At 66.3% G+C, this 18,717-nt stretch carries 18 protein-coding genes and 1 pseudogene; 10 read left to right on the top strand and 9 right to left on the bottom strand.

Translation table 11 applies throughout. The annotated features are described in order from the left end of the window. Positions 1-11: 11 nt before the first annotated feature. Genes N536_RS0104615 through N536_RS0104630 form a run of 4 tightly spaced genes read left to right on the top strand, consistent with a single transcriptional unit; the run spans position 12 to position 3,617 of the window. Positions 12-818, top strand: coding sequence for a thymidylate synthase (locus N536_RS0104615; protein WP_197040075.1), 807 nt, complete (start codon positions 12-14; stop codon positions 816-818). After that, positions 815-1,303, top strand: a complete 489-nt coding sequence (locus N536_RS0104620; RefSeq protein WP_029112531.1) for a dihydrofolate reductase — start codon at positions 815-817, stop codon at positions 1,301-1,303. Before N536_RS0104615 ends, N536_RS0104620 begins: the two co-directional genes overlap by 4 nt. Further along, positions 1,300-2,508: a winged helix-turn-helix domain-containing protein gene (locus N536_RS0104625; protein WP_029112532.1), complete on the top strand. Its 1,209-nt coding sequence runs from the start codon at positions 1,300-1,302 to the stop codon at positions 2,506-2,508. Before N536_RS0104620 ends, N536_RS0104625 begins: the two co-directional genes overlap by 4 nt. Then, on the top strand, positions 2,505-3,617 hold the full coding sequence (locus N536_RS0104630; RefSeq protein WP_029112533.1) for a YhcG family protein: 1,113 nt from the start codon (positions 2,505-2,507) through the stop codon (positions 3,615-3,617). The genes N536_RS0104625 and N536_RS0104630 overlap by 4 nt, the downstream gene beginning before the upstream one ends. Positions 3,618-3,890: 273 nt before the next feature. On the opposite strand, the gene N536_RS0104635 is transcribed toward N536_RS0104630, so the two are convergent. Then, positions 3,891-5,198, bottom strand: a complete 1,308-nt coding sequence (locus N536_RS0104635) for an NtaA/DmoA family FMN-dependent monooxygenase (protein WP_029112534.1) — start codon at positions 5,196-5,198, stop codon at positions 3,891-3,893. 288 nt (positions 5,199-5,486) lie between these two features. On the opposite strand from N536_RS0104635, the pseudogene N536_RS42860 reads away from it, so the two are divergent. Then, a pseudogene (locus tag N536_RS42860) lies at positions 5,487-5,632 on the top strand (glycoside hydrolase); the annotation flags it as partial. Positions 5,633-5,710: 78 nt separating this feature from the next. After that, positions 5,711-6,193, top strand: a complete 483-nt coding sequence (locus N536_RS0104640) for a DUF4262 domain-containing protein (RefSeq protein ID WP_029112535.1) — start codon at positions 5,711-5,713, stop codon at positions 6,191-6,193. 588 nt (positions 6,194-6,781) lie between these two features. On the opposite strand, the gene N536_RS0104645 is transcribed toward N536_RS0104640, so the two are convergent. From N536_RS0104645 to N536_RS0104680, 8 genes are read right to left on the bottom strand one after another with little or no spacing between them, the layout of a single operon-like run. Next, a complete protein-coding gene (locus N536_RS0104645; RefSeq protein WP_029112536.1) occupies positions 6,782-8,599 on the bottom strand; it encodes an AMP-binding protein in 1,818 nt (605 codons plus the stop codon). After that, a complete protein-coding gene (locus tag N536_RS0104650) occupies positions 8,600-9,442 on the bottom strand; it encodes an SDR family NAD(P)-dependent oxidoreductase (RefSeq protein WP_036435498.1) in 843 nt (280 codons plus the stop codon). It abuts the gene before it with no gap. After that, on the bottom strand, positions 9,442-10,392 hold the full coding sequence (locus tag N536_RS0104655) for an alpha/beta hydrolase (RefSeq protein ID WP_036435500.1): 951 nt from the start codon (positions 10,390-10,392) through the stop codon (positions 9,442-9,444). Before N536_RS0104655 ends, N536_RS0104650 begins: the two co-directional genes overlap by 1 nt. Further along, positions 10,389-11,417, bottom strand: a complete 1,029-nt coding sequence (gene dmpG, locus N536_RS0104660; RefSeq protein ID WP_029112538.1) for a 4-hydroxy-2-oxovalerate aldolase — start codon at positions 11,415-11,417, stop codon at positions 10,389-10,391. Before dmpG ends, N536_RS0104655 begins: the two co-directional genes overlap by 4 nt. Continuing rightward, entirely contained in the window at positions 11,414-12,373 is a 960-nt protein-coding gene (locus N536_RS0104665; protein WP_029112539.1) for an acetaldehyde dehydrogenase (acetylating), read from the bottom strand. The genes dmpG and N536_RS0104665 overlap by 4 nt, the downstream gene beginning before the upstream one ends. Continuing rightward, on the bottom strand, positions 12,370-13,179 hold the full coding sequence (locus N536_RS0104670) for a 2-keto-4-pentenoate hydratase (RefSeq protein ID WP_029112540.1): 810 nt from the start codon (positions 13,177-13,179) through the stop codon (positions 12,370-12,372). Before N536_RS0104670 ends, N536_RS0104665 begins: the two co-directional genes overlap by 4 nt. After that, entirely contained in the window at positions 13,176-14,126 is a 951-nt protein-coding gene (locus N536_RS0104675; protein ID WP_029112541.1) for a 3-carboxyethylcatechol 2,3-dioxygenase, read from the bottom strand. Before N536_RS0104675 ends, N536_RS0104670 begins: the two co-directional genes overlap by 4 nt. A gap of 9 nt (positions 14,127-14,135) precedes the next feature. After that, positions 14,136-15,116, bottom strand: a complete 981-nt coding sequence (locus N536_RS0104680) for a quinone oxidoreductase (protein ID WP_029112542.1) — start codon at positions 15,114-15,116, stop codon at positions 14,136-14,138. Between the two features lie 287 nt (positions 15,117-15,403). Here N536_RS0104680 and N536_RS0104685 point away from each other — a divergent pair, with 287 nt between their 5' ends. Genes N536_RS0104685 through N536_RS0104700 form a run of 4 tightly spaced genes read left to right on the top strand, consistent with a single transcriptional unit; the run spans position 15,404 to position 18,710 of the window. After that, positions 15,404-16,579, top strand: a complete 1,176-nt coding sequence (locus N536_RS0104685; protein ID WP_197040076.1) for an aromatic ring-hydroxylating dioxygenase subunit alpha — start codon at positions 15,404-15,406, stop codon at positions 16,577-16,579. Next, positions 16,572-16,907, top strand: a complete 336-nt coding sequence (locus N536_RS0104690; RefSeq protein ID WP_029112544.1) for a non-heme iron oxygenase ferredoxin subunit — start codon at positions 16,572-16,574, stop codon at positions 16,905-16,907. The genes N536_RS0104685 and N536_RS0104690 overlap by 8 nt, the downstream gene beginning before the upstream one ends. After that, complete coding sequence (locus N536_RS0104695) at positions 16,907-18,118, top strand: NAD(P)/FAD-dependent oxidoreductase (protein ID WP_029112545.1); 1,212 nt, start codon at positions 16,907-16,909, stop codon at positions 18,116-18,118. Before N536_RS0104690 ends, N536_RS0104695 begins: the two co-directional genes overlap by 1 nt. Before the next feature lie 22 nt (positions 18,119-18,140). Then, positions 18,141-18,710 carry a 3-phenylpropionate/cinnamic acid dioxygenase subunit beta gene (locus N536_RS0104700; protein WP_036435502.1) on the top strand — a complete coding sequence of 190 codons (570 nt, stop codon included), beginning with the start codon at positions 18,141-18,143 and terminating at the stop codon, positions 18,708-18,710. Positions 18,711-18,717: the final 7 nt, after the last annotated feature.

Genomic DNA, 18,717 nt, shown 5'->3' on the forward strand with positions numbered 1-18,717 from the left:
GGCGAGTGCCGATCGCTGCGCCGATTCCGACGCCCTACGAGGATCTCCTGAGGTTGGTCCTCGAGACCGGTACCCCGAAGTCCGACCGCACGGGCACGGGAACGCGAAGCCTGTTCGGCCATCAGATGCGCTACGACCTGGCCTCGGGGTTCCCGCTGATCACCACCAAGAAGGTGCACACCAAGTCGATCGTCTACGAGTTGCTGTGGTTCCTGCGCGGCGATTCCAACATCGGTTGGCTGCATGAGCACGGCATCACCATCTGGGATGAATGGGCTTCTCCGACAGGCGATCTCGGACCGGTATACGGCGTGCAGTGGCGGTCCTGGCCGACGCCCACCGGCGAGCACATCGACCAGATCAGCGCTGCACTCGAGCTGCTGAAGAGCGATCCCGACTCGCGGCGCAACATCGTGTCGGCCTGGAACGTCGGGGAGATCCCGCAGATGGCGCTGCCGCCGTGCCACGCCTTCTTCCAGTTCTACGTCGCGGACGGCAAGCTGTCCTGCCAGCTGTATCAGCGCAGTGCGGACCTGTTCCTCGGCGTCCCGTTCAACATCGCCAGCTATGCGTTGTTGACGCACATGATGGCGGCGCAGGCGGGGCTCGGCGTGGGGGAGTTCGTCTGGACCGGCGGCGACTGCCACATCTACGACAACCACGTCGAGCAGGTCACCCTGCAACTCAGCCGTGAGCCGCGGCCCTACCCGCAACTCGTTCTCGCGCACCGTGATTCGATCTTCGACTACACCTACGAAGACATCGAGATCATGAACTACGATCCACACCCGGCGATCAAGGCTCCCGTCGCCGTATGACGGGGTCGGTCGGGCTGATCTGGGCCCAGTCGAGCTCTGGCGTCATCGGCCGTGACAACGGCATCCCGTGGCGGCTGCCCGAGGACCAGGCGCGGTTCAAGGAGCTGACCCTCGGGCACACCGTGGTGATGGGGCGGTTGACCTGGGAGTCGCTGCCCGCGAAGGTGCGGCCACTGCCGGGACGCAGAAATGTCGTAGTGACGCGGCAAGATGACTTCATGGCTGACGGAGCGACCGTGGTGGGTGGCCTCGACGAGGCGCTCGCCGATGAGGAGAACTGGGTGATCGGGGGCGCGCAGATCTACGCGCTGGCCCTGCCGATCGCCACTCGGTGCGAGGTCACCGAGGTGGACATCGACTTGCCACGCCAGGACGACGACGCGGTGGCGCCGCTGCTCGGCGAAGACTGGGCTGGTTCGACGGGGGACTGGCTGACCAGTGCGTCGGGCCTGCGGTACCGGTTCCTGAGCTACTCGCGGCGATGAGGCTGACGGCGGATGCCGCGCGCCGCACTGCGGTCGCCGCGCAGGGCTTCGGCGAGGCGAAGCCCGCAGGGGCGGTCACCCGGGCGCACCTCCGCAGGCTCGTCTCCCGGATTCAGGTGCTGCAGCTCGACTCGGTGTCGGTGGCCGTGCGGGCTCATTACGCGCCGGTGTTCAGCAGGCTCGGCCCGTACGACCGCGACGTGCTGGACCGGGCGGCGTGGAGTCACAGTGCGCGCTCGCCGCGGCTGCTGGTCGAGTACTGGGCGCATGAAGCCGCACTGATGGCCGTGGAGGATTGGCCGCTGCTGCGCTGGCGCATGCGTGAGTACGAGCACGGGCGGTGGGGCACCGAGATCGTCAAGAAGAACGCCAAGCTGGCTGATGACATCGTTGCCGCCGTGGCCGAGCTCGGCCCGTCGACCGCAGGCCAGATCGAGGCGCACTTGGAGACGGAGCCCCGCGGCCGCAAGGGTCCGTGGTGGGACCGAAGCGACACCAAGTGGGTGGCCGAAGCGCTGTGGTCGTCGGGCGTGCTGACGACGGCGACGCGCGTCGGCTTTGCCCGCCACTACGACCTCACCGAACGGGTGTTGCCGCCGGAGGTGTTGGCGCGGGAAGTCGACGACGACGAAGCGATTCGCGAGCTGGCGCTGCGGGCTGCCACCGCGCTGGGCGTGGCGACCGAGCCCGACATCCGCGACTACTTCCGGCTGTCGCCGAAACAGGCGAAGCCCGCGATTGCCAAGCTGGTCGCCGACGGAGAACTCGAAGCCGTCGAGGTCGAGGGCTGGGCCGCCCCCGCGTATCTGCCGGCCGCGCAGACGATTCCCCGACGCGACCGCGGCACGGCGCTGCTGTGCCCGTTCGACCCTCTGATCTTCTTCCGGCCAAGGGTCGAGCGAGTCTTCCAGTTCCATTACCGCATAGAGATTTACGTGCCTGCGCCCAAGCGCCAATTCGGCTACTACGTATGGCCGTTCCTGATGGACGGCCGGCTGGTCGGCCGGGTGGACATCAAGGCCGAACGCACGCGAGACGCGCTGCACGTGGTGGGTGCGTTCGCCGAGCCGGGCCAGGATCTCGGCCGGGTGGCCGCGGCCCTTGCCGGCGAGCTGAAGACGATGGCGTCGTGGCTGGGCCTGGCCGAGGTGACGGTGGGGGAGCGTGGCGATCTGGTGGGCAAGCTCGCGCGGGCGTTGGGTTGACCGCGCCCGACGACAAGCTAAGTCGTGACGGGGCGGGCTCCGGCGCAGTCTTCCCGGGTGTGCCACCGAAGATCGCCGTTCCGGATTGGTACCCAGAACTGCTCGATGCCGTCGCGGGCCGGGTGCAGACCGGTCGTCAGCGCGCGGTCGCGGCGGCAAACCAAGAGCTGATCAGCACGTATTGGGCGGTGGGCAATGAGATCCTGGCTCGCCAGCACGCCGAGGGGTGGGGCGCCCGGGTCATCGACCGGCTCTCGGCCGACCTGCGTGAACGCTTCCCGGAAGCCAAAGGATTCTCGGCGCGAAACCTCAAGTACATGCGGGCCTTCGCGGCCGCTTGGCCGGACATCGAAATTGTGCAGCGCAGCGCTGCACAATTGCCGTGGCGGCAGCACATGGTGCTGCTCGACAAGCTGGAGAGCCTTGACCTGCGCCTATGGTATGCCCGGGCGGCGATCGATCAGGGCTGGAGCCGCGACATCCTGGTCCACCACATCGACACGGAATTCCACCAGCGCGCTGGCAAGGCCATCACCAACTTCACCCGCACCCTGCCGCCGACTGACTCCGACCTCGCGCAGCAGGCTACCCGCGACCCCTACCTCTTCGACTTCGTCGGCATCGCAGACATCCGACGCGAGCACGACCTCGAACGAGCACTGACCGACCACGTCGAGAAGTTCCTCCTCGAACTCGGCCAGGGCTTCGCATTCGTCGGTCGACAGGTCCACTTGGAGATCGGCGACGCCGACTTTTACGCCGATCTGCTCTTCTACCATTTGGGGCTGCGGTGCTTCGTGGTGATCGAACTCAAGGTCGGCGACTTCGACCCCAGCTTTCTCGGCCAGCTTGGCATGTACATGGCCGCCGTCGACGATCGTCTGCGCCACGCCGACGACAGACCCACCATTGGGCTCATTCTGTGCAAGACCAAGAACAACGTCGTGGCGGAATACGCGCTGCGGGGATACACCGCGCCTATCGGTGTTGCGGAATGGAAGACCACCATCACCGCCAGCCTCCCCGCCGAGCTCGAAACCAGTCTTCCCACAGTCGAAGAACTCGAAGCCGAGCTCGATAGCGCGGCCCACGAAGGAGACACGCCATGACCTGGGCGAGGACGGGCCAGCCACACTAGGCGGGGGATCGGCGCAGTCAGCTCAACGGTTGGGGCTGTCCGAGGTGACGGATGGGGAGCGGGGCGCCAACAGAATGATCGATGCGCGATTGGCGACACCAACTCCTCGAAGACAGGGATGTCAGGGACCGCGATCAATAGACCACGCAGTGCGTCGCTCCGCCGTCGACGGCAAAGGTCTGTCCCGTCACGGCTCCCACTCGCCGGAATCACCGATCCCAAATCACCTTCGGTGGATCAGGGCTCAGAACGCCCGCAGGTTGTCCCGCAGCAGGGCATGTGAATAGCTCGTCCGGGTAAGACCCCTCGCCTGCAGCGCCGGTACCAGCCCGTCGCATATCTCGATGATCCTGTGACGTGTCAGCGACCCGCCATCCCCTGGGAACAGGAAGCCGTCGCCGCCGACCTCTTCCATCGCCGCCGCCATGATGTCGGCGACCTGGTCCGGCGTACCGATGGCCTCGAAGGAGGTAGCGCCGCCTGCCGATCGGGCCTCCATGCACTGGCGCAGCGTCTTGCCGGTTCCCCACTGGGCGAACCCAGCGAGTGATCCCTGTTCGCCGCGCGTGACGAAGTAGGGGACCGGCTCGTCAAGATCCATCTTGGTGAAGTCCGCGTAGAAGTTCGAGCTCAACGCCTTGAGACGGGCCGGGATCTCCTCCTCGCTCATCGGCTTGATCTTGGCTCGTGCCTCCGCCTCGGTCTCGCCGAGGATCGGGGAGAACAGGAACATCACCTTCACGTCATCAGGATCGCGCCCAGCGGCGGTGGCCTGGTTGCGGATGTCCGCTCGGTACTCCTTCATCCCTTCGACTCCAGTCGCCCACGCGATGATCGCATCCGCGTGCTTGGCGGCGAAGGCCCGCCCCGCGGGGGACCCTCCGGCTTGCAGGTAGACGGGACGGCCCTGCGGTGAGCGGACGCACGTCAGGGGACCTCGTGACTTGAAGTGCTTGCCGACGAAGTCGACGTCATGGACCTTACTGGGATCGATGTAGATCCCCTTCTCGCGATCGCGCACGACCGCTCCCGGTTCCCAGCTATCGCACAGGGCGTTCACGAGCTCGACGAACTCGTCGGCGATCTCATACCGCAAATCATGCTCCGGCATCTCGTCGAGGCCGTAGTTCTGGGCCGCTTCGTCCTTGGCGCTGGTGACCACGTTCCAGCCGAAGCGCCCACTCGTGAGCGAGTCCATGGTGGACGCCAGGCGCGCCAACGCATACGGGTGATAGAACGTCGTGGACATCGTCGCGACGATGCCCAGTTGCCGGGTCAGCGCACCGACCTTCGCGGCCAGCGGCACCGGATCCTGTTTCGGACAGGAGTCTCCGTTCTCCAGGGCGCGAGCCGTGGTGCCTTCCAGACCGCGCGGGATCCCGACGGTGTCTTCCAGCATCAGGAAGTCGAAGCAGGCCCGCTCGAGCGCTTGGGCCAGCTCGACGTAGAAGTCCCCCGTGAACGGAACGCCCTCCGATAGCGTGTACGGAGTCTTCCACTCGTTGGCCTGGAAAGTCTGGAACCACCCGAGGTGGAACGGTTTTGCTGGCATCTGTCCTCATTAACGAGATTGAACTGTCAGCAAAATCCAATCGCGGCATCGTGTCCACCATGTTTCCCCCGGGTCTCGCTGGAATTAGGCTGATAGGTCGCGAGTCTGGGCACAGGCAACCCATGTTCCCGCTCTGTGAGCGGTTGGCTTGGATATCCGCCCGGACGCAATCTGGATTCGGGACAACGACATTGGTGACCGCGCCACCCTGCAGACACCCATCCGGTCGGCGAGAATCTTGGCGGGGTCCCCGCCGATTGCCCCGAGAGCTTCGGCGACATCGGCCACATCTGCGCGTTCGCGATGGCCAACGCCTCCCGGTTCGGATTGCAGGACGTGATCTGGCCGGGCGTCTACTCCACGCCGGTCGGGCCCAAGCCACGGGCTACGGACACTTCGACCACGTGCACATCACCACGACACCGCGCGGCTGACCCGTCGGCCAACCGGGCTCGCGGAATTTGTCGGTGGGTGCGCGCATGCTGGCGGCATCTACGACGAAAGGAGCCGCGATGTGCTGGCGCTGTGACAATCCGGACGGCACCACCGAGGAGTACCTGGAGGAGCTGCGCGCGATGATCGCGGACCACGGCTGGGCGGTCCAATACGTCGAGAGCGACAACCGACCGTCGGCCTACACGGTCGGGTTACACGCCCGCGGTCTCCCGGAACTGTTGATGACCGGCCTCTCCGCCGAGGTCTCCTGTCGAGTGCTCAACTCGATCGCACACATGATTGTCGACGACGGCGTCGTGGTTGCGCCGGCGATGCACATCGACTACCAAGATCGGTTCCTCATCGAGGTGGTTCAGGTGGAGCACCCCGATGTCCACATGAGATTCGCTGTCGAGCTCTTCGGCCCGAAGGTCCGTGCGATGCAATTGGTATGGGCTGACGAGAAGGGGCGTCTTCCCTGGGAGGCGGGGTGGGGCCATGGCCGTCGTCGCCAACCCGTCCTGGGACGGCGTGCGGACTGGCCAAACTCGGCTGCCTAAAACAGCGATTCGCCGTTGTGCATCGGCGACTCGCCGAATGTGGACATTGCGTGAGAACGCTGACGTCGGCGCACTTCAGCGGACTGTCGTCTCAAACTCACGGCGGAAACGGATATTGCGGGTTGCCAGCAATGTCACTGTTTTCATCCGATGAATCAGGGACGCACCGGGCGGCCCACACCGCCACGGTAGATCAGCTATCAAAGCGCCTCGACGCCAACGGGTTTAGTGGCCTGTGCCAGGTTCCGCGGTCGCTTTTCCGGTGCCTTTGCCGCGCCACGCGCCTCCCCAGAACCTCCTGACTGCATTGCTGCGCACGCGCCGAGGGATCTGCGCTTCGCGAGCTGCGCCGTCAGTCGCTTGCCTCGCCGCGGAAGCCGGAGCATCGCCCGAGATGCTGCACAACCGTACGGCTCTCGCATCCGCCACGAAGATGAGAAAACCGGTACGCCATTTCGGTTCCCATCCACCAAATGGTGCGGCCGGGTCAGAAACGATATTCGGACGTCGGCCATCGCGTGGCGAAGCGTTAGGCGAAATCATCGGCCACTGACCGCAGTCCTCGTCGATCGGGCACCCCGCCGCGAGTCACGCTCGAACACTGCCGGAGCGGGTGGCCCGGGATCGACTGCCGCAGATGACGCGCGCCGAGGGTTCGGCGGAGACGAGTTCGGCTACTAGGTGTGCCCGGAGCTTGCGAACCAGTTGTTGGTTGACGTAACCCTTGTCGGTTGTCTCGCCAAGGTCGATGTCGGGGGGCTCAGACAGGATGAGCAGGCGCCGCACGACGTGCGAGGAACCCCCTCCGGCGGCGGCCAGCCCGTCGAGGGCCGCCGAGAGTTCGGTGCGCAGACCGGTGTCGGGCGTACCGTCCGCCGACACCCGGTGGGCATGGCTGGGGTGAATCCAGACCAGCGCGGCGACGAATTCGCCGCCCTCGCCACAAATGACGGCGTCGTGGATCAAGCCGTTCATCGCCGAGATGAGCTGAGGCCGAACGAGTCCCACGGTGACGAACGTGCCAGTGGACAGTTTGAAGTTCTCCGAGATTCGCCCCGAGAAGATCAGTCCCTTGTTCGGGTCGGCCGGGTCTGCCAGCGTCACCGCATCATCAGTGCGCAAGTACCCGTCTCGATCGAATAGTGCCTCATCGAGATCGGGACGCCCGTAATAGCCCGGTGTCACGTTGGGCCCGCGCAGCCGCACCTCGTACTTACCCTCGCTTGGAACGAGTTTCAGCGTCACCCCGGGCAGCGGAACACCGATCGTGTCACTGCGGGTCATGGCGAAGTGCGCCGATGTGGCGGCCGGCGCTGTCTCGGTCATCCCCCACGAGGTGGTCGGGTGCATGGCTGAGCCGTACCGTTCGGCGAGCACACGGAGCCGATCCAGATGCTGTTGGGGCAGCGCCGCGGCGGCGAACAACGCCACCCGCAGCCGCGAGAAGAACCGTTCGGCCAGCGCGGAATCGGCCTCAAGATGAGGCAACAGTGCCGAATACCCGGCAGGCACGTTGAAGTACAGAGTCGGGGACACCTCGGCGAGGTTGGCGATGGTCCGGCCGATCAGCTGTGGTGCTGGACGGCCGTCATCGATCCAGAGGTTCCCGCCGTTGACGATCACCATGTTGACGTTGTGATTGCCACCGAAGGTGTGACTCCACGGCAGCCAGTCGAGGATCACCGGCGGCTCTGCCTGCAGGAAGGGCCACACCTGCCGCATCTGCTGCTGGTTGGCTGCGAGCATGCCGTGGGTGTTGATGACTCCCTTCGGCATGCCGGTGGACCCGGAAGTGAACATGATCTTGGCGACGGTGTCGTCGATATTCGTTGTCAGCGAGGGCAGCGGCGTCGTGGGCGCCGACTCGATCTCGGCAAGCGGTGTCAGACCCGGCACGGTGCCCGCGGCGGTCAGCACCAGGCCGACGTCGCCGACGACGGGCAGAATTCGGGCGTAGTCGTCGTTCTCGACAAAGACAGCCGCGGGATCGGTTGCTGCGATGATGTGGCTCAGCTTGGCGAAATCCGTGCTCTGCAGAGAATAGGCCGCACTGACCGGCACGATCGGACTGCCCAGTGCGTATCCGGCCAGGGTGATCAGCAGGTGGGCGATGCTGTTGTGGGACGCGATCAGTATTGGTCTACCGGCGACGCCGCGGTCGAGCAGCCCCTGGCTGATCCGCCTCACCCGTTCGCCGGCCTCGCCCCATGTCAGCTTCGTCCAGCCGTGTTGGCCGCGTTCGGCGACCAGCAGGCGGTCGGGGTGTTGCGCACAACGGGCGAAGAAAGTCGCCAGCACATCGGGCTTGGCCCGGTCGTCGAGTGGATGACGGCAGGTGAGCAGCAGCGAACCGTCGGGGAGGTGTTCTGCTGAGATGTCGGGGTCGGCGAAGGGGGCGGTAGTCATCTAGATCGCCGCCTGGATCGGCGGGTAGTGATCGATCGCACGCCGGATGTCGCGGCGACGAAACGTCGCCCGGTCCATGATCGGACGCAGCGGCCCGGTGGCCTTGGCGATCGGCAGGAAGGCGCCAGGGATGACGACCTGGTCCTTGCGATGTTCGATGCCACCGATGATGCCTGCGACCACCGAATCGATGGGTATCGGTTTGAAGGGTCCCCTGAAGTCGCCCCAGATCGCGCGCGTTACCGGATCTTCGAGCGCCTCGGCGATCATGGGTGTCTTGAAGAACGCCGGATGGACGCTGGTCACGGATACCCCGGACTCACGCAACTCGATCCGCAATGAGTTGCACAGTGCCAATACCGCGGCCTTGCTGGCGGCGTAACTCCCGTGCAGCGGTGAGTGCACGAAACTGGCCATCGATGCGATGGCAGTGAGTTGACCTCCGGTGTCGGCGACATAGGGCAGGGCGGCCCTGAAGGTCCGCCACACACCGGTGAGATTGACGTCGATCACTTTCTCCCAGCTCTCTTCCGCAGTGGATGTCAGGGTGCCCCAGATGTTTCCGATCCCGGCGCCGGCGATGACCACGTCGATGCGGCCGAAGTGCTTCGATGTGCCGGCCATGGCCTGCTCCACTGATTCGAGGCTGCACACGTCGACGGAGGTGCCCCACGCGACGCGACCGCCGCCAAGGTCGTGGGCCAGCCGTTCGGCGGCGCCGCCGTCGAGGTCGAGCAGTGCCACGTTGGCCTTACGCTCGCGCAGTTTGGTGGCCAACGCCACGCCAAGTCCTCCGGTGGCGCCGGTGATGGCTATGGTGCGTCCTGCTACAGCGAAGGTCATCAGGTCGTCGCCTCCAATGTCGGCGGTGGTTGGGGAGTCCTGTTGCCCGCCAACGGAACATGGTGGCTGAGGAACTGGATCTGATCGGAGATCAGTTGTTCGAAGGCGGCGCCGTCGTAGATGTCGAAATGTCCTTCTGAGTACAGCCGGATATCGCCCTGGGGGGCCTTCTCCAGATAATGCAGTGTGGCGTCCGCGGGCGCGACGGAGTCCTCGCTGCAGACACACGCCAGTAGCGGGCAGCGGACTTTCGCGGCGTTGCGTCCCGGCCGGTATCGGATCACTTGCAGTGCGACGCGCGCAGCGACTTCATTGCGCCACTGGGCATCTGGCGGAACCATCGCCGCCATCGCCGGCGCCGCGTCTGGGGACGTCATCATGGCCACCGAACCGGGCACGCCAACGATCGGCAGCATCACCGGTGGTCGGCCGACGATGCACGCGGCAACATCGGCGACGGCACGCATCCCGACCCGCAGAGCGTGTGGCCGGTCCATGGCCAGCACCGACGCCATGCCATCAGTGAAGGGGCATTGGGCGATCACCGCGGCGATATCCGAATCCTGTGCCGCCGCGGACAGGACATGTCCACCACTGAACGAGCTGCCCCACAACACGATACGTTCGGCGTCGACGTCGCGGCGACTGCGAGCGAACGCGATGGCGGCGGCCCAGTCGGCCAGTTGTTTTTGGACGTCCAGCAATTGGCGCGGTTCTCCGTCACTGGCGCCGAAGTGTCGGTAGTCGAAGACCAGGCACGCGTATCCGGCCGCGCGGAATCGTTCGGCGTAGGCATCCAGTCGCATCTCCCGGATGCCGCCGAATCCGTGGGCCATGACGATGATCGGCGCCGGGGTCGCGGCGTTGGGTAGGTACAGCCAGGCTCGGCATGTGACACCCGCAGAGGCGAACGCGACGTCGAGTCGCGCGGTGCTGTTCTGCCCGGTCATGATGTGGTGGCGGCAGCAGGCTGCCCGACGAGGTCCAACGCGATGTCGACGATCATGTCCTCCTGCCCACCGACGAGTCCGCGGCGGCCGACTTCGAGCAGCAGTGTGCGGGCGTCGATGCCGTAGAAACGCGAGGCGTTCTCGGCGTGGCGCAGAAAGGACGAGTAGACCCCGGCGTATCCGAGGGTGAGGGTTTCGCGGTCGACTTGGACCGGCCGGTCTCGTAGCGGGCGGACGAGATCGTCGGCGGCGTCCTCGAGCGCCATCAGATCGCAGCCGTGCGTCCACTGCAGGAGATTGGCGACCGCGATGAACGCTTCGATCGGGGTGTTTCCTGCGCCAGCTCCCTGGCCGGCCAGGGATGCGTCGACGCGGGTGACGCCTTCTTCGACGGCGGTGACGCTGTTGGCCACCGACAGTGACAGGTTCTCGTGGGCGTGCACACCGATCTGGGTGCCGGGGTCCAGGACGTCGCGGTAGGCGCGGATTCGCTCGCGAATGTCGTTCATCGTCAATCGCCCTCCTGAGTCGGTGACGTAAACGCAATGCGCGCCATAGCTTTCCATGAGTTTGGCTTGGGTCGCGAGCTGCGCGGGCTCGGCCATGTGGCTCATCATCAAGAAGCCCGAGACGTCCATGCCGAGCTCGCGCGACGTCTGGATGTGTTGGGCGGAGATGTCGGCCTCGGTGCAATGGGTGGCGATCCGCACCGAGCGGACCCCCAGAGCGTAGGCGTGCCGCAACTCGGCGATGGTGCCGATGCCGGGTAACAGCAGAGTGGTCAACACTGCAGTGCTGATGCTGTCGGCGGCGGCTTCGATCCACTCCCAGTCGGTGTGGCTGCCAGGGCCGTAGTTGACCGATCCTCCGGCGAGTCCGTCGCCGTGGGCGACTTCGATGGCGTCGACGCCGGCGGCGTCGAGCGCGCCGGCGATCCGGGCCACGTCGCCTGGGCTGATGCGGTGGCGGATCGCGTGCATGCCGTCGCGCAGCGTGACGTCCTGGATGTAGAGCGGGGGGGTCATCGGCGTGCCTCCGACACGAGGGGACTGGTGCGGCGGGCGATGGCTTCGGCGACCTGGATGGCGGCCGACGTCATGATGTCGAGGTTGCCCGCGTAGGCGGGCAGGTAGTGGGCGGCTCCTTCGACCTCCAGGAACACCGATACCCGGGTGCGTACCGGCGCGGAGCCGGGGCGCAGCAGGGTGTGCACGGGTTCGTCGGGTTCGATGGGGGTGAATTGGACGTCCTGTTTGAGTCGGTACCCCGGCACGTAGTGGGCGACCCGTTCGGCCATCTCGTGGATCGAGTCGCGGATCGCGGCGTGGTCTGCGTCCCCGATCAGGCAGAACACGGTGTCACGCATGATCAGCGGCGGTTCGGCGGGATTGAGGACGATGATGGCCTTTCCCTTGGCGGCGCCACCCACCGATTCGATTGCGTGCGACGTGGTTTCGGTGAACTCGTCGATGTTGGCGCGGGTCCCGGGGCCGGCTGACTTCGACGCGATGGAGGCCACGATTTCGGCGTAGGGCACCGCCGTGACCGCTGACACCGCGGCGACGATCGGCACGGTGGCCTGGCCGCCGCAGGTGACCATGTTGACGTTGCGTGCGCCCTCGTCGAGGCACTTGTCCAGGTTGACCGTGGGGACCACGTAGGGACCGAGGGCTGCCGGCGTCAGGTCGATGAGCGTCTTGCCGTGTGGCGCAAGGGCGGCGGCGTTCGCGATGTGGGCGCGGGCCGACGTGGCATCCAGGACGATGCCGATCTCGCCGAAGTGCGGCATCGACATCAACCCGTCGACGCCCTCGTGGGTGGCCGGGATGTTCAGGCGGCGGGCGCGCGCCAGTCCGTCGGAGTGGGCGTCGATGCCGACCATCGCCGCCACTTCCACGTGTTCGGAGGTGCGCAGGATCTTGAACATCAGGTCGGTCCCGATGTTGCCGGAACCAATGATGGCGACCTTGGTCTTGGTCATGGGGTGTCCTTGGGTGAGAAGGTTGCCGACACCTCGCCCAGCGGGGTGATCGTGGCCCGGATACGGGTTCCCGGTGGCGCCGGGGCCATTGGGCCCAGTGCGCCGGAGAGGATGACCTGGCCGGCCCGCAGCGGCTCCCCGTACTGTTCGGCGGTTCGGGCCAGCCAGGCCAGGGCGTTGAGGGGGTCGCCGAGGCAGGCGCTGCCGGTGCCTTCCGAGACCAGGCGATCGTTGGCGTACATCTGCATGGTGACCTCCCGCGGCACGAAGTCGCACAGTCGGACCTTGGTGTCACTGAGCACGAACAGTCCACTGGAGGCGTTGTCGGCGACGGTGTCGGCAATCGTCAAGTCCCAGTCGGCGATGCGGCTGTCGACGATCTCCAGCGCGGCAACGGCATAGTCGACGGCGCTTCGGACACTGTCTGCGGTGAAGTCGCCGCCGATGAGGTCCTGGCCCAGGACGAAGGCGATCTCTGCCTCCACCTTCGGCTGTAGCAGCCGCCCCGAGGGCACCGCGTGGAAATGGGTGACCTTCATGTCGGCAAAGAGCACGCCGAAGTCGGGTTGGTCGACTCCGAGTTGCTGTTGCACCGCCGGAGAGGTCAATCCGATCTTGCGTCCCACCACTTCGCCGCCCTCGGCGCGTCGTCGCCGCACGAGCTCCTGCTGCACGGCGTAGGCCAAGCCGATGTCGGCGCCGCCGATGAGATGTCGCACGGGAGAAATCGGGGTGCCGGTGTCAGTGGCGACGGTCAGGAGGTCGGCCACCTCGGTGACGAGGGCAGCACTGCTCTGCAGGGTCATCGAGGGGCCTCCGTCAGTCGCGCGGTCGCCACCGCGAATCCGGCGATCCAGGCCGGAATCGGTTCGTAGAAACGCAGATCCATCGTGTAGCTGCCGACGGCGGCCAGCGATGCGAACGCGGCGATCCAGGTGCGGGCCTCATGGGCGGAGCCGCCGCCCTCGGCGGCCATTGCCTCGGTGGTCCAGGTATCGAACTCGCCGAGGGGGCCGTGCTCGAGCAGGTCGAGAAACCTGTTGTCCCAGCCCGGGTTGATAGGGATCATCGTCGTTCCGCCGGCCGCATACTGCCGGCCGGCCTCGATCACCCGCCCCTCGCTACGGGTGCGCTGCTCAGGCGTCGGCGGGTGACCCTCGATCAGGGCGTCGGCGACCTTCGGCGGGGCGCCGTCGAGCACCGGGACCGGCGGATCGTGGGAAAGGCCTCCGGAGGCAAGGAAGAGCACGCGTCGGTCGAGATCGATGGCGGCTTGACCAACGGCGGTGCCCAGTGCGCGAATCCGTGCGACGGGGCACAGCGGTGTGGCGACACCGTTGACGAAGACCGGCACCACCGGGACCCGGTCGATACCCCCGAAGAGCGTCTCCAGGGGTTGGGCGAAGCCATGATCGACGGTCATCCGTGCCGAGACGGTCAGGTCGACACCGCGCTGGAGCACACCCTCGGCGATGCGGCGGGCGGCGTCGGCGTCGACGGACAATGGTCCGGCCGACGAATCGAAGTCGCCGACCGCATGCGCTTCGGTACCCAGACAGAAGGGCGGCATCTCCTTGTAGAAGAAGCCGTTGTAATGATCGGGCGCGTAGAGCACCACCAGATCGGGGGCGAAATCAGCGATGAAAGCCCGCGCGGCGTCGATTGCTGCGTCGACCCGGCCGAGAGTCTCGGGGTCGGGGTCGTTCTTACCGATGAGCGGCGAATGTGACAGGCCAACTACGGCGGCGGTCATGCAGATACCTCAGTTCTCGGACGACGGATGGATGACGACCTTGCCCATGACCTCGCCGTCGAGCATCAGCTGAAAACCCTTGTGGATGTCGGTAAGTGGCAACGTCCGGTCGATGACCGGCCGGGTTCCGGTGGCGTCGAGCAACCGCAGCAGCGCCTCGAGTTCGGCACGGGTGGCTCCCGTGGACCCCAGGATTCTCAACTGCAGGTAGAAGACGCGTCCCAGATCTGCCGGCGGATTCATCCCGGTGGTCGCGCCGGCGACCACGACGGTGCCGCCCGGGCGCACCGACTTCAGCGAGTGCGACCAGGTGGCTTCACCGACTGTCTCGATGACGACGTCGACCCGCTCGGGCAGTCGTTCCCCGCTGGGCACTGCTTCCCGCGCGCCCCAACTCAGCGCTTCGGTGCGTTTGGCCTCGCTTCGACTGGTGGCGTAGACGACGGCGCCTGCCGCCGACGCCAGTTTGATGGCGGCCGAGGACACCCCGCCGCCGACTCCCTGCACCAGGACACGGTCGCCGGCCTTGATGTTGGCCTGGGTGAACAACATTCGGTAGGCGGTCGTCCACGCCACCGGCAGACAAGCCGCCTCATCGAGCGTGAGCCACGGCGGCATGGCGACGAGGTTGCGCCGCGGCACCGAGATGTACTCGGCGAACCCGCCGTGGTGCCGCTCGGTCAACAGCGCACGGTTGGGATCCAGTGTCTCGTCTCCGCCGCCGGCGTCAGGATCGGCGATGACCGCGTGAACGATCACCGGGTTGCCGTCCTCGTCGTACCCCGACACGTCACAACCCAGCACCATCGGCAGGCGTTCTGCGGGATGCCCGACACCGCGCAGGGTCCACAGGTCGTGCATGTTCAGCGCCGAGGCCGCCACCCGCACCACTGCCCATCCCGGCCGGGGCTGCGGTTTCGGTACATCGCGAAGTTCGAGCCCCTCCAGGGGGTCATGTGGATTCTGTGAGACAGCGACTGCGGCAAGCACATCGTCAACCTTGGCGGTGTCGTGCGTCGATTCACAGTCGGCGTGCCGTTGTGCGAAACGATCGCTGGAATTCGTTGGGCGACCGGGGTTGTGTGGTCCGCATGACTTCCACCATGCAGCCGGGCGCCGAGGGCCGGGCACTCACGTCGCCGCCGGGAACGACGCTACGACGTCCCGCTGAACTCGAGCGCACCCTCGACGTGTCGGGTCTCGTCGACGCCGAGGGTGGGCTGCTGGACCGCGCGTTGTTCACCGATGAACTGATCTACCGGCAGGAGCAGCGGCGGATCTTCGCCACCCACTGGCTGTTCCTCGCCCATACCGACCAGTTCCACAAGCCCGGCGACTTCTTCACCACCTATATGGGTGAGGACCCGGTGATCGTCACGATGGACAAGAACCGCAAGATCCGGGCGTTTCTGAACTCGTGCCGGCACCGGGGCGTGCGGGTTTGCCGTGCGGAGACTGGCGCCACCCGCAGCTTCACCTGCACGTACCACGGGTGGGCGTATGACCTGGAGGGCAAGTTGATCAGCATCCCGAACAAGGAGGGCTACCCCGACACTTTCCAGGCCGGTGACTGGGGTTTGGTCGAGGTGCCGAACGTGGACTCCTACCACGGGTTGATCTTCGGCAACTGGGATCCCGGCGCAAGTAGCTTGCATGACGCGCTTGGCGGGATGACCTGGTACTTGGACGCGATGCTCGACCACGACCCGGAAGGCACCGTCGTCGTCGGCGGCGTGGAGAAATGGGTGGTGGAGGGCAACTGGAAGCTCGCCGCCGAACAGGCCGCCAGCGACTGGTACCACGTGAACATGAGCCACGGCTCTGCACTGACGGTGCTGGCGGGTGGGAAGCCCAAGGCCGAAGTGGTGCACCGCACTGGACGGCAGTACGTCGACCCGAGGGGGCACGGGCACGGCTTTCCGGTGCATCCACGCAACCGGTTCGACGCCCAGACCGTGCACGAGTGGATGGACTACGCCGCTCTACGGCTGCGGCTGGGCGACGAACGCGTGGAAGGCCCGTTGACGACCGGGCACGGCACGGTGTTCCCGAACTTCTCCTACCTGCCGGTCAACGGGTCGATTCGGGTGTCGCACCCGAAAGGACCTGACCAGATGGAGGTCTGGGCGTGGTGCATCTTGGACAAGTCGATGCCAGAGCACGTGCGGGAGGCGCAGCGCCTCTACAACCTGCGCACCTTCGGTCCCAGCGGAATCTTCGAACAGGACGACGGTGAGAACTGGAGTGAGGCGCAGGCCTTCGCGCACGGATTCATCACGAATTCCGTCCAGCTGAACTATCAGATGGGGCTGGGATCCGAACGCGAAGACGGGCGCCACCCCGGAATGACCAGTGAGCTGTACAGCGATGCTGCCGCGCGCTCGTTCTACGCGCACTGGCGTGACCTGATGAACACCCCGGCGTGGCACGAACGCAAGGCCGCCGATGAGTGAGGGCATCCGCGTCGCCGCCGTCGTCGATATCCCCGAGGGCGAGGGCATCGTCGTCGCACGGTCGATCACCGGCACCGATGACGACGTGGCTCTGCTGCGCGACGACGACGGCAGCGTGTGGGCACTGGACAACACCTGCACCCACGCCGAGGCCTCGTTGGCCGAGGGGTGGGTCGAGGGCGGTCAGGTGGAGTGCCCACTGCATTCCAGCAGGTTCTGTCTCAAGACCGGTGCGGTCGACGGTCTGCCGGCCACCAAGGACGCCTGCCCGCACCGGGTCGAGGTGCACGACGGCCAGGTGTTCCTCTATCCGGGAGAGAGACCCTGATGACCGACCGGATCGCGGTCGTCGGAGGTGGTGTCGGCGGCGTGAGTGTCATCGCGGCGCTGCGGGCCGGCGGCTTCGACGGGGACGTCGTTCTGATCGACGAAGGGGAGTTCCCCTATGACCGGCCCCCTCTGTCGAAGGCCTACTTGGCCGGTGATGTCGAATTGAAGAGCATTGCCCTGCAGCCTCCGGAGTGGTTCGACGACCACCAGGTGCAGTTGATGGCACACAGTTCGGTGGGGGCGTTGCGGCCCGGTCTGGGTGTGGTCGAGCTCGCCGACGGCAGCGCGGTCCGGGCGGACAAGGTCGTGCTCGCAACTGGCGGTCACGCGTTTCGGCCGCCGATCCCGGGTGCGCAGAGCCCGCGGGTGCATACGCTGCGCAGCGCGCAGGACGCTGACCAACTGCGCACCGCACTGGTGCCCGGTGGGCGCCTGCTAATCGTCGGTGCCGGCCTGGTCGGCGCTGAAGTTGCTTCCACGGCATTGCATTTGGGCTGCGACGTGACGATCGTCGACCCGGTCGCGGCGCCGCTGGCCGCCGTGGTCGGTGACGAGATCGCTTCCTGGTTGCACGGCATGCACACCGCCCACGGTGCCACGGTGCTGCGCGGTGTCGTCGAGTCGTTCCAGGACTCGCCAGACGGAATCGCCGCTGTACTGGCCGGCGCCGAGCCGCGGGTGTTCGACGCGGTCGTGCTGGCCGTAGGGATGGCCCCGGCGACCACGCTGGCTCGCGATGCCGGACTGACGGTAGACGGAGGGATCGTCGTCGACCCGATGCAGGTGACGTCGAATCCGGCGGTCCTCGCGGTCGGCGATGTCGCGCGCACCTGTGCCGGCGGTGTCCTGTTGCACCGCAGCGAGCACTGGGAGGCGGCCCAGCACGACGCACAGCGCGCGGCCGCGACGATCCTCGGCGTGCCACCGCCAGCTGCCGGCGCGTCCTGGTTCTGGACCGACCGATACGGGACACACATCGAGGTCGTCGGAAACCTCACTGGTGCTGACGACTTCGCGTCTCGGGGTCGCCTCGGTGAGCAGCCCTACGCGTGCTTCGGATTTCGCGGCGGGCGGGTTGCCGGCGCGGTGGCGGTCGACGACTCCGCGTCCGTTCGGGCCGCGCGCCGGATGATCGACCGTGGCATCACGGTATCCGCGGCCGAACTAGGCGATCGATCGGTAGACCTACGCAGGCTGATCAAACGATGACGACGACACGGAGAGTACGGACATGACGAGCGCGGCAACGATATTGGCCAGCATCGACGGTGCGCGGCGGGCCAGCCACGACATTCACTTCGACGTCGAGCAGTTCTACTACACCGAGGCTGAGTTGCTCGACGACGGACGCTTCACCGACTGGCTCGATCTGTTGGCCGACGACCTCGACTACTGGATGCCCACCAGAACCAACCGGTTGCGTCGCCAACAGGCGCTTTCGATCTCGGCACGGGGCGAGGCCGCGTTCTACGACGAGACCAAGGAGAGTCTGGCCTGGCGGATCCGGCGGTTCGATTCCGGCATGGCCTGGGCCGAGGACCCGCCCTCGCGGACCCGGCACCTGGTCACCAACGTCGTGGTGCACCATGTCGATTCGGATCAGGGGAGTGGCTCTGATCTCGCCGCCCGGTCGGCGTTCCTGGTGTATCGCAACCGCCTCGAACGCGAGGAGAACGTGTTCGCGGGGTGCCGCACCGACATCCTGCATCGCAGCCCCGACGGCGGGTTGAAGGTCGCCCGCAGAGTCATCCTGCTCGACCAAAGCGTCCTGCTGGCCAAGAACATCTCCACCTTCTTCTGAATCGACC

Origin of the sequence: Mycobacterium sp. URHB0044, assembly GCF_000620625.1 — a bacterium.
GTDB lineage: Bacteria > Actinomycetota > Actinomycetes > Mycobacteriales > Mycobacteriaceae > Mycobacterium.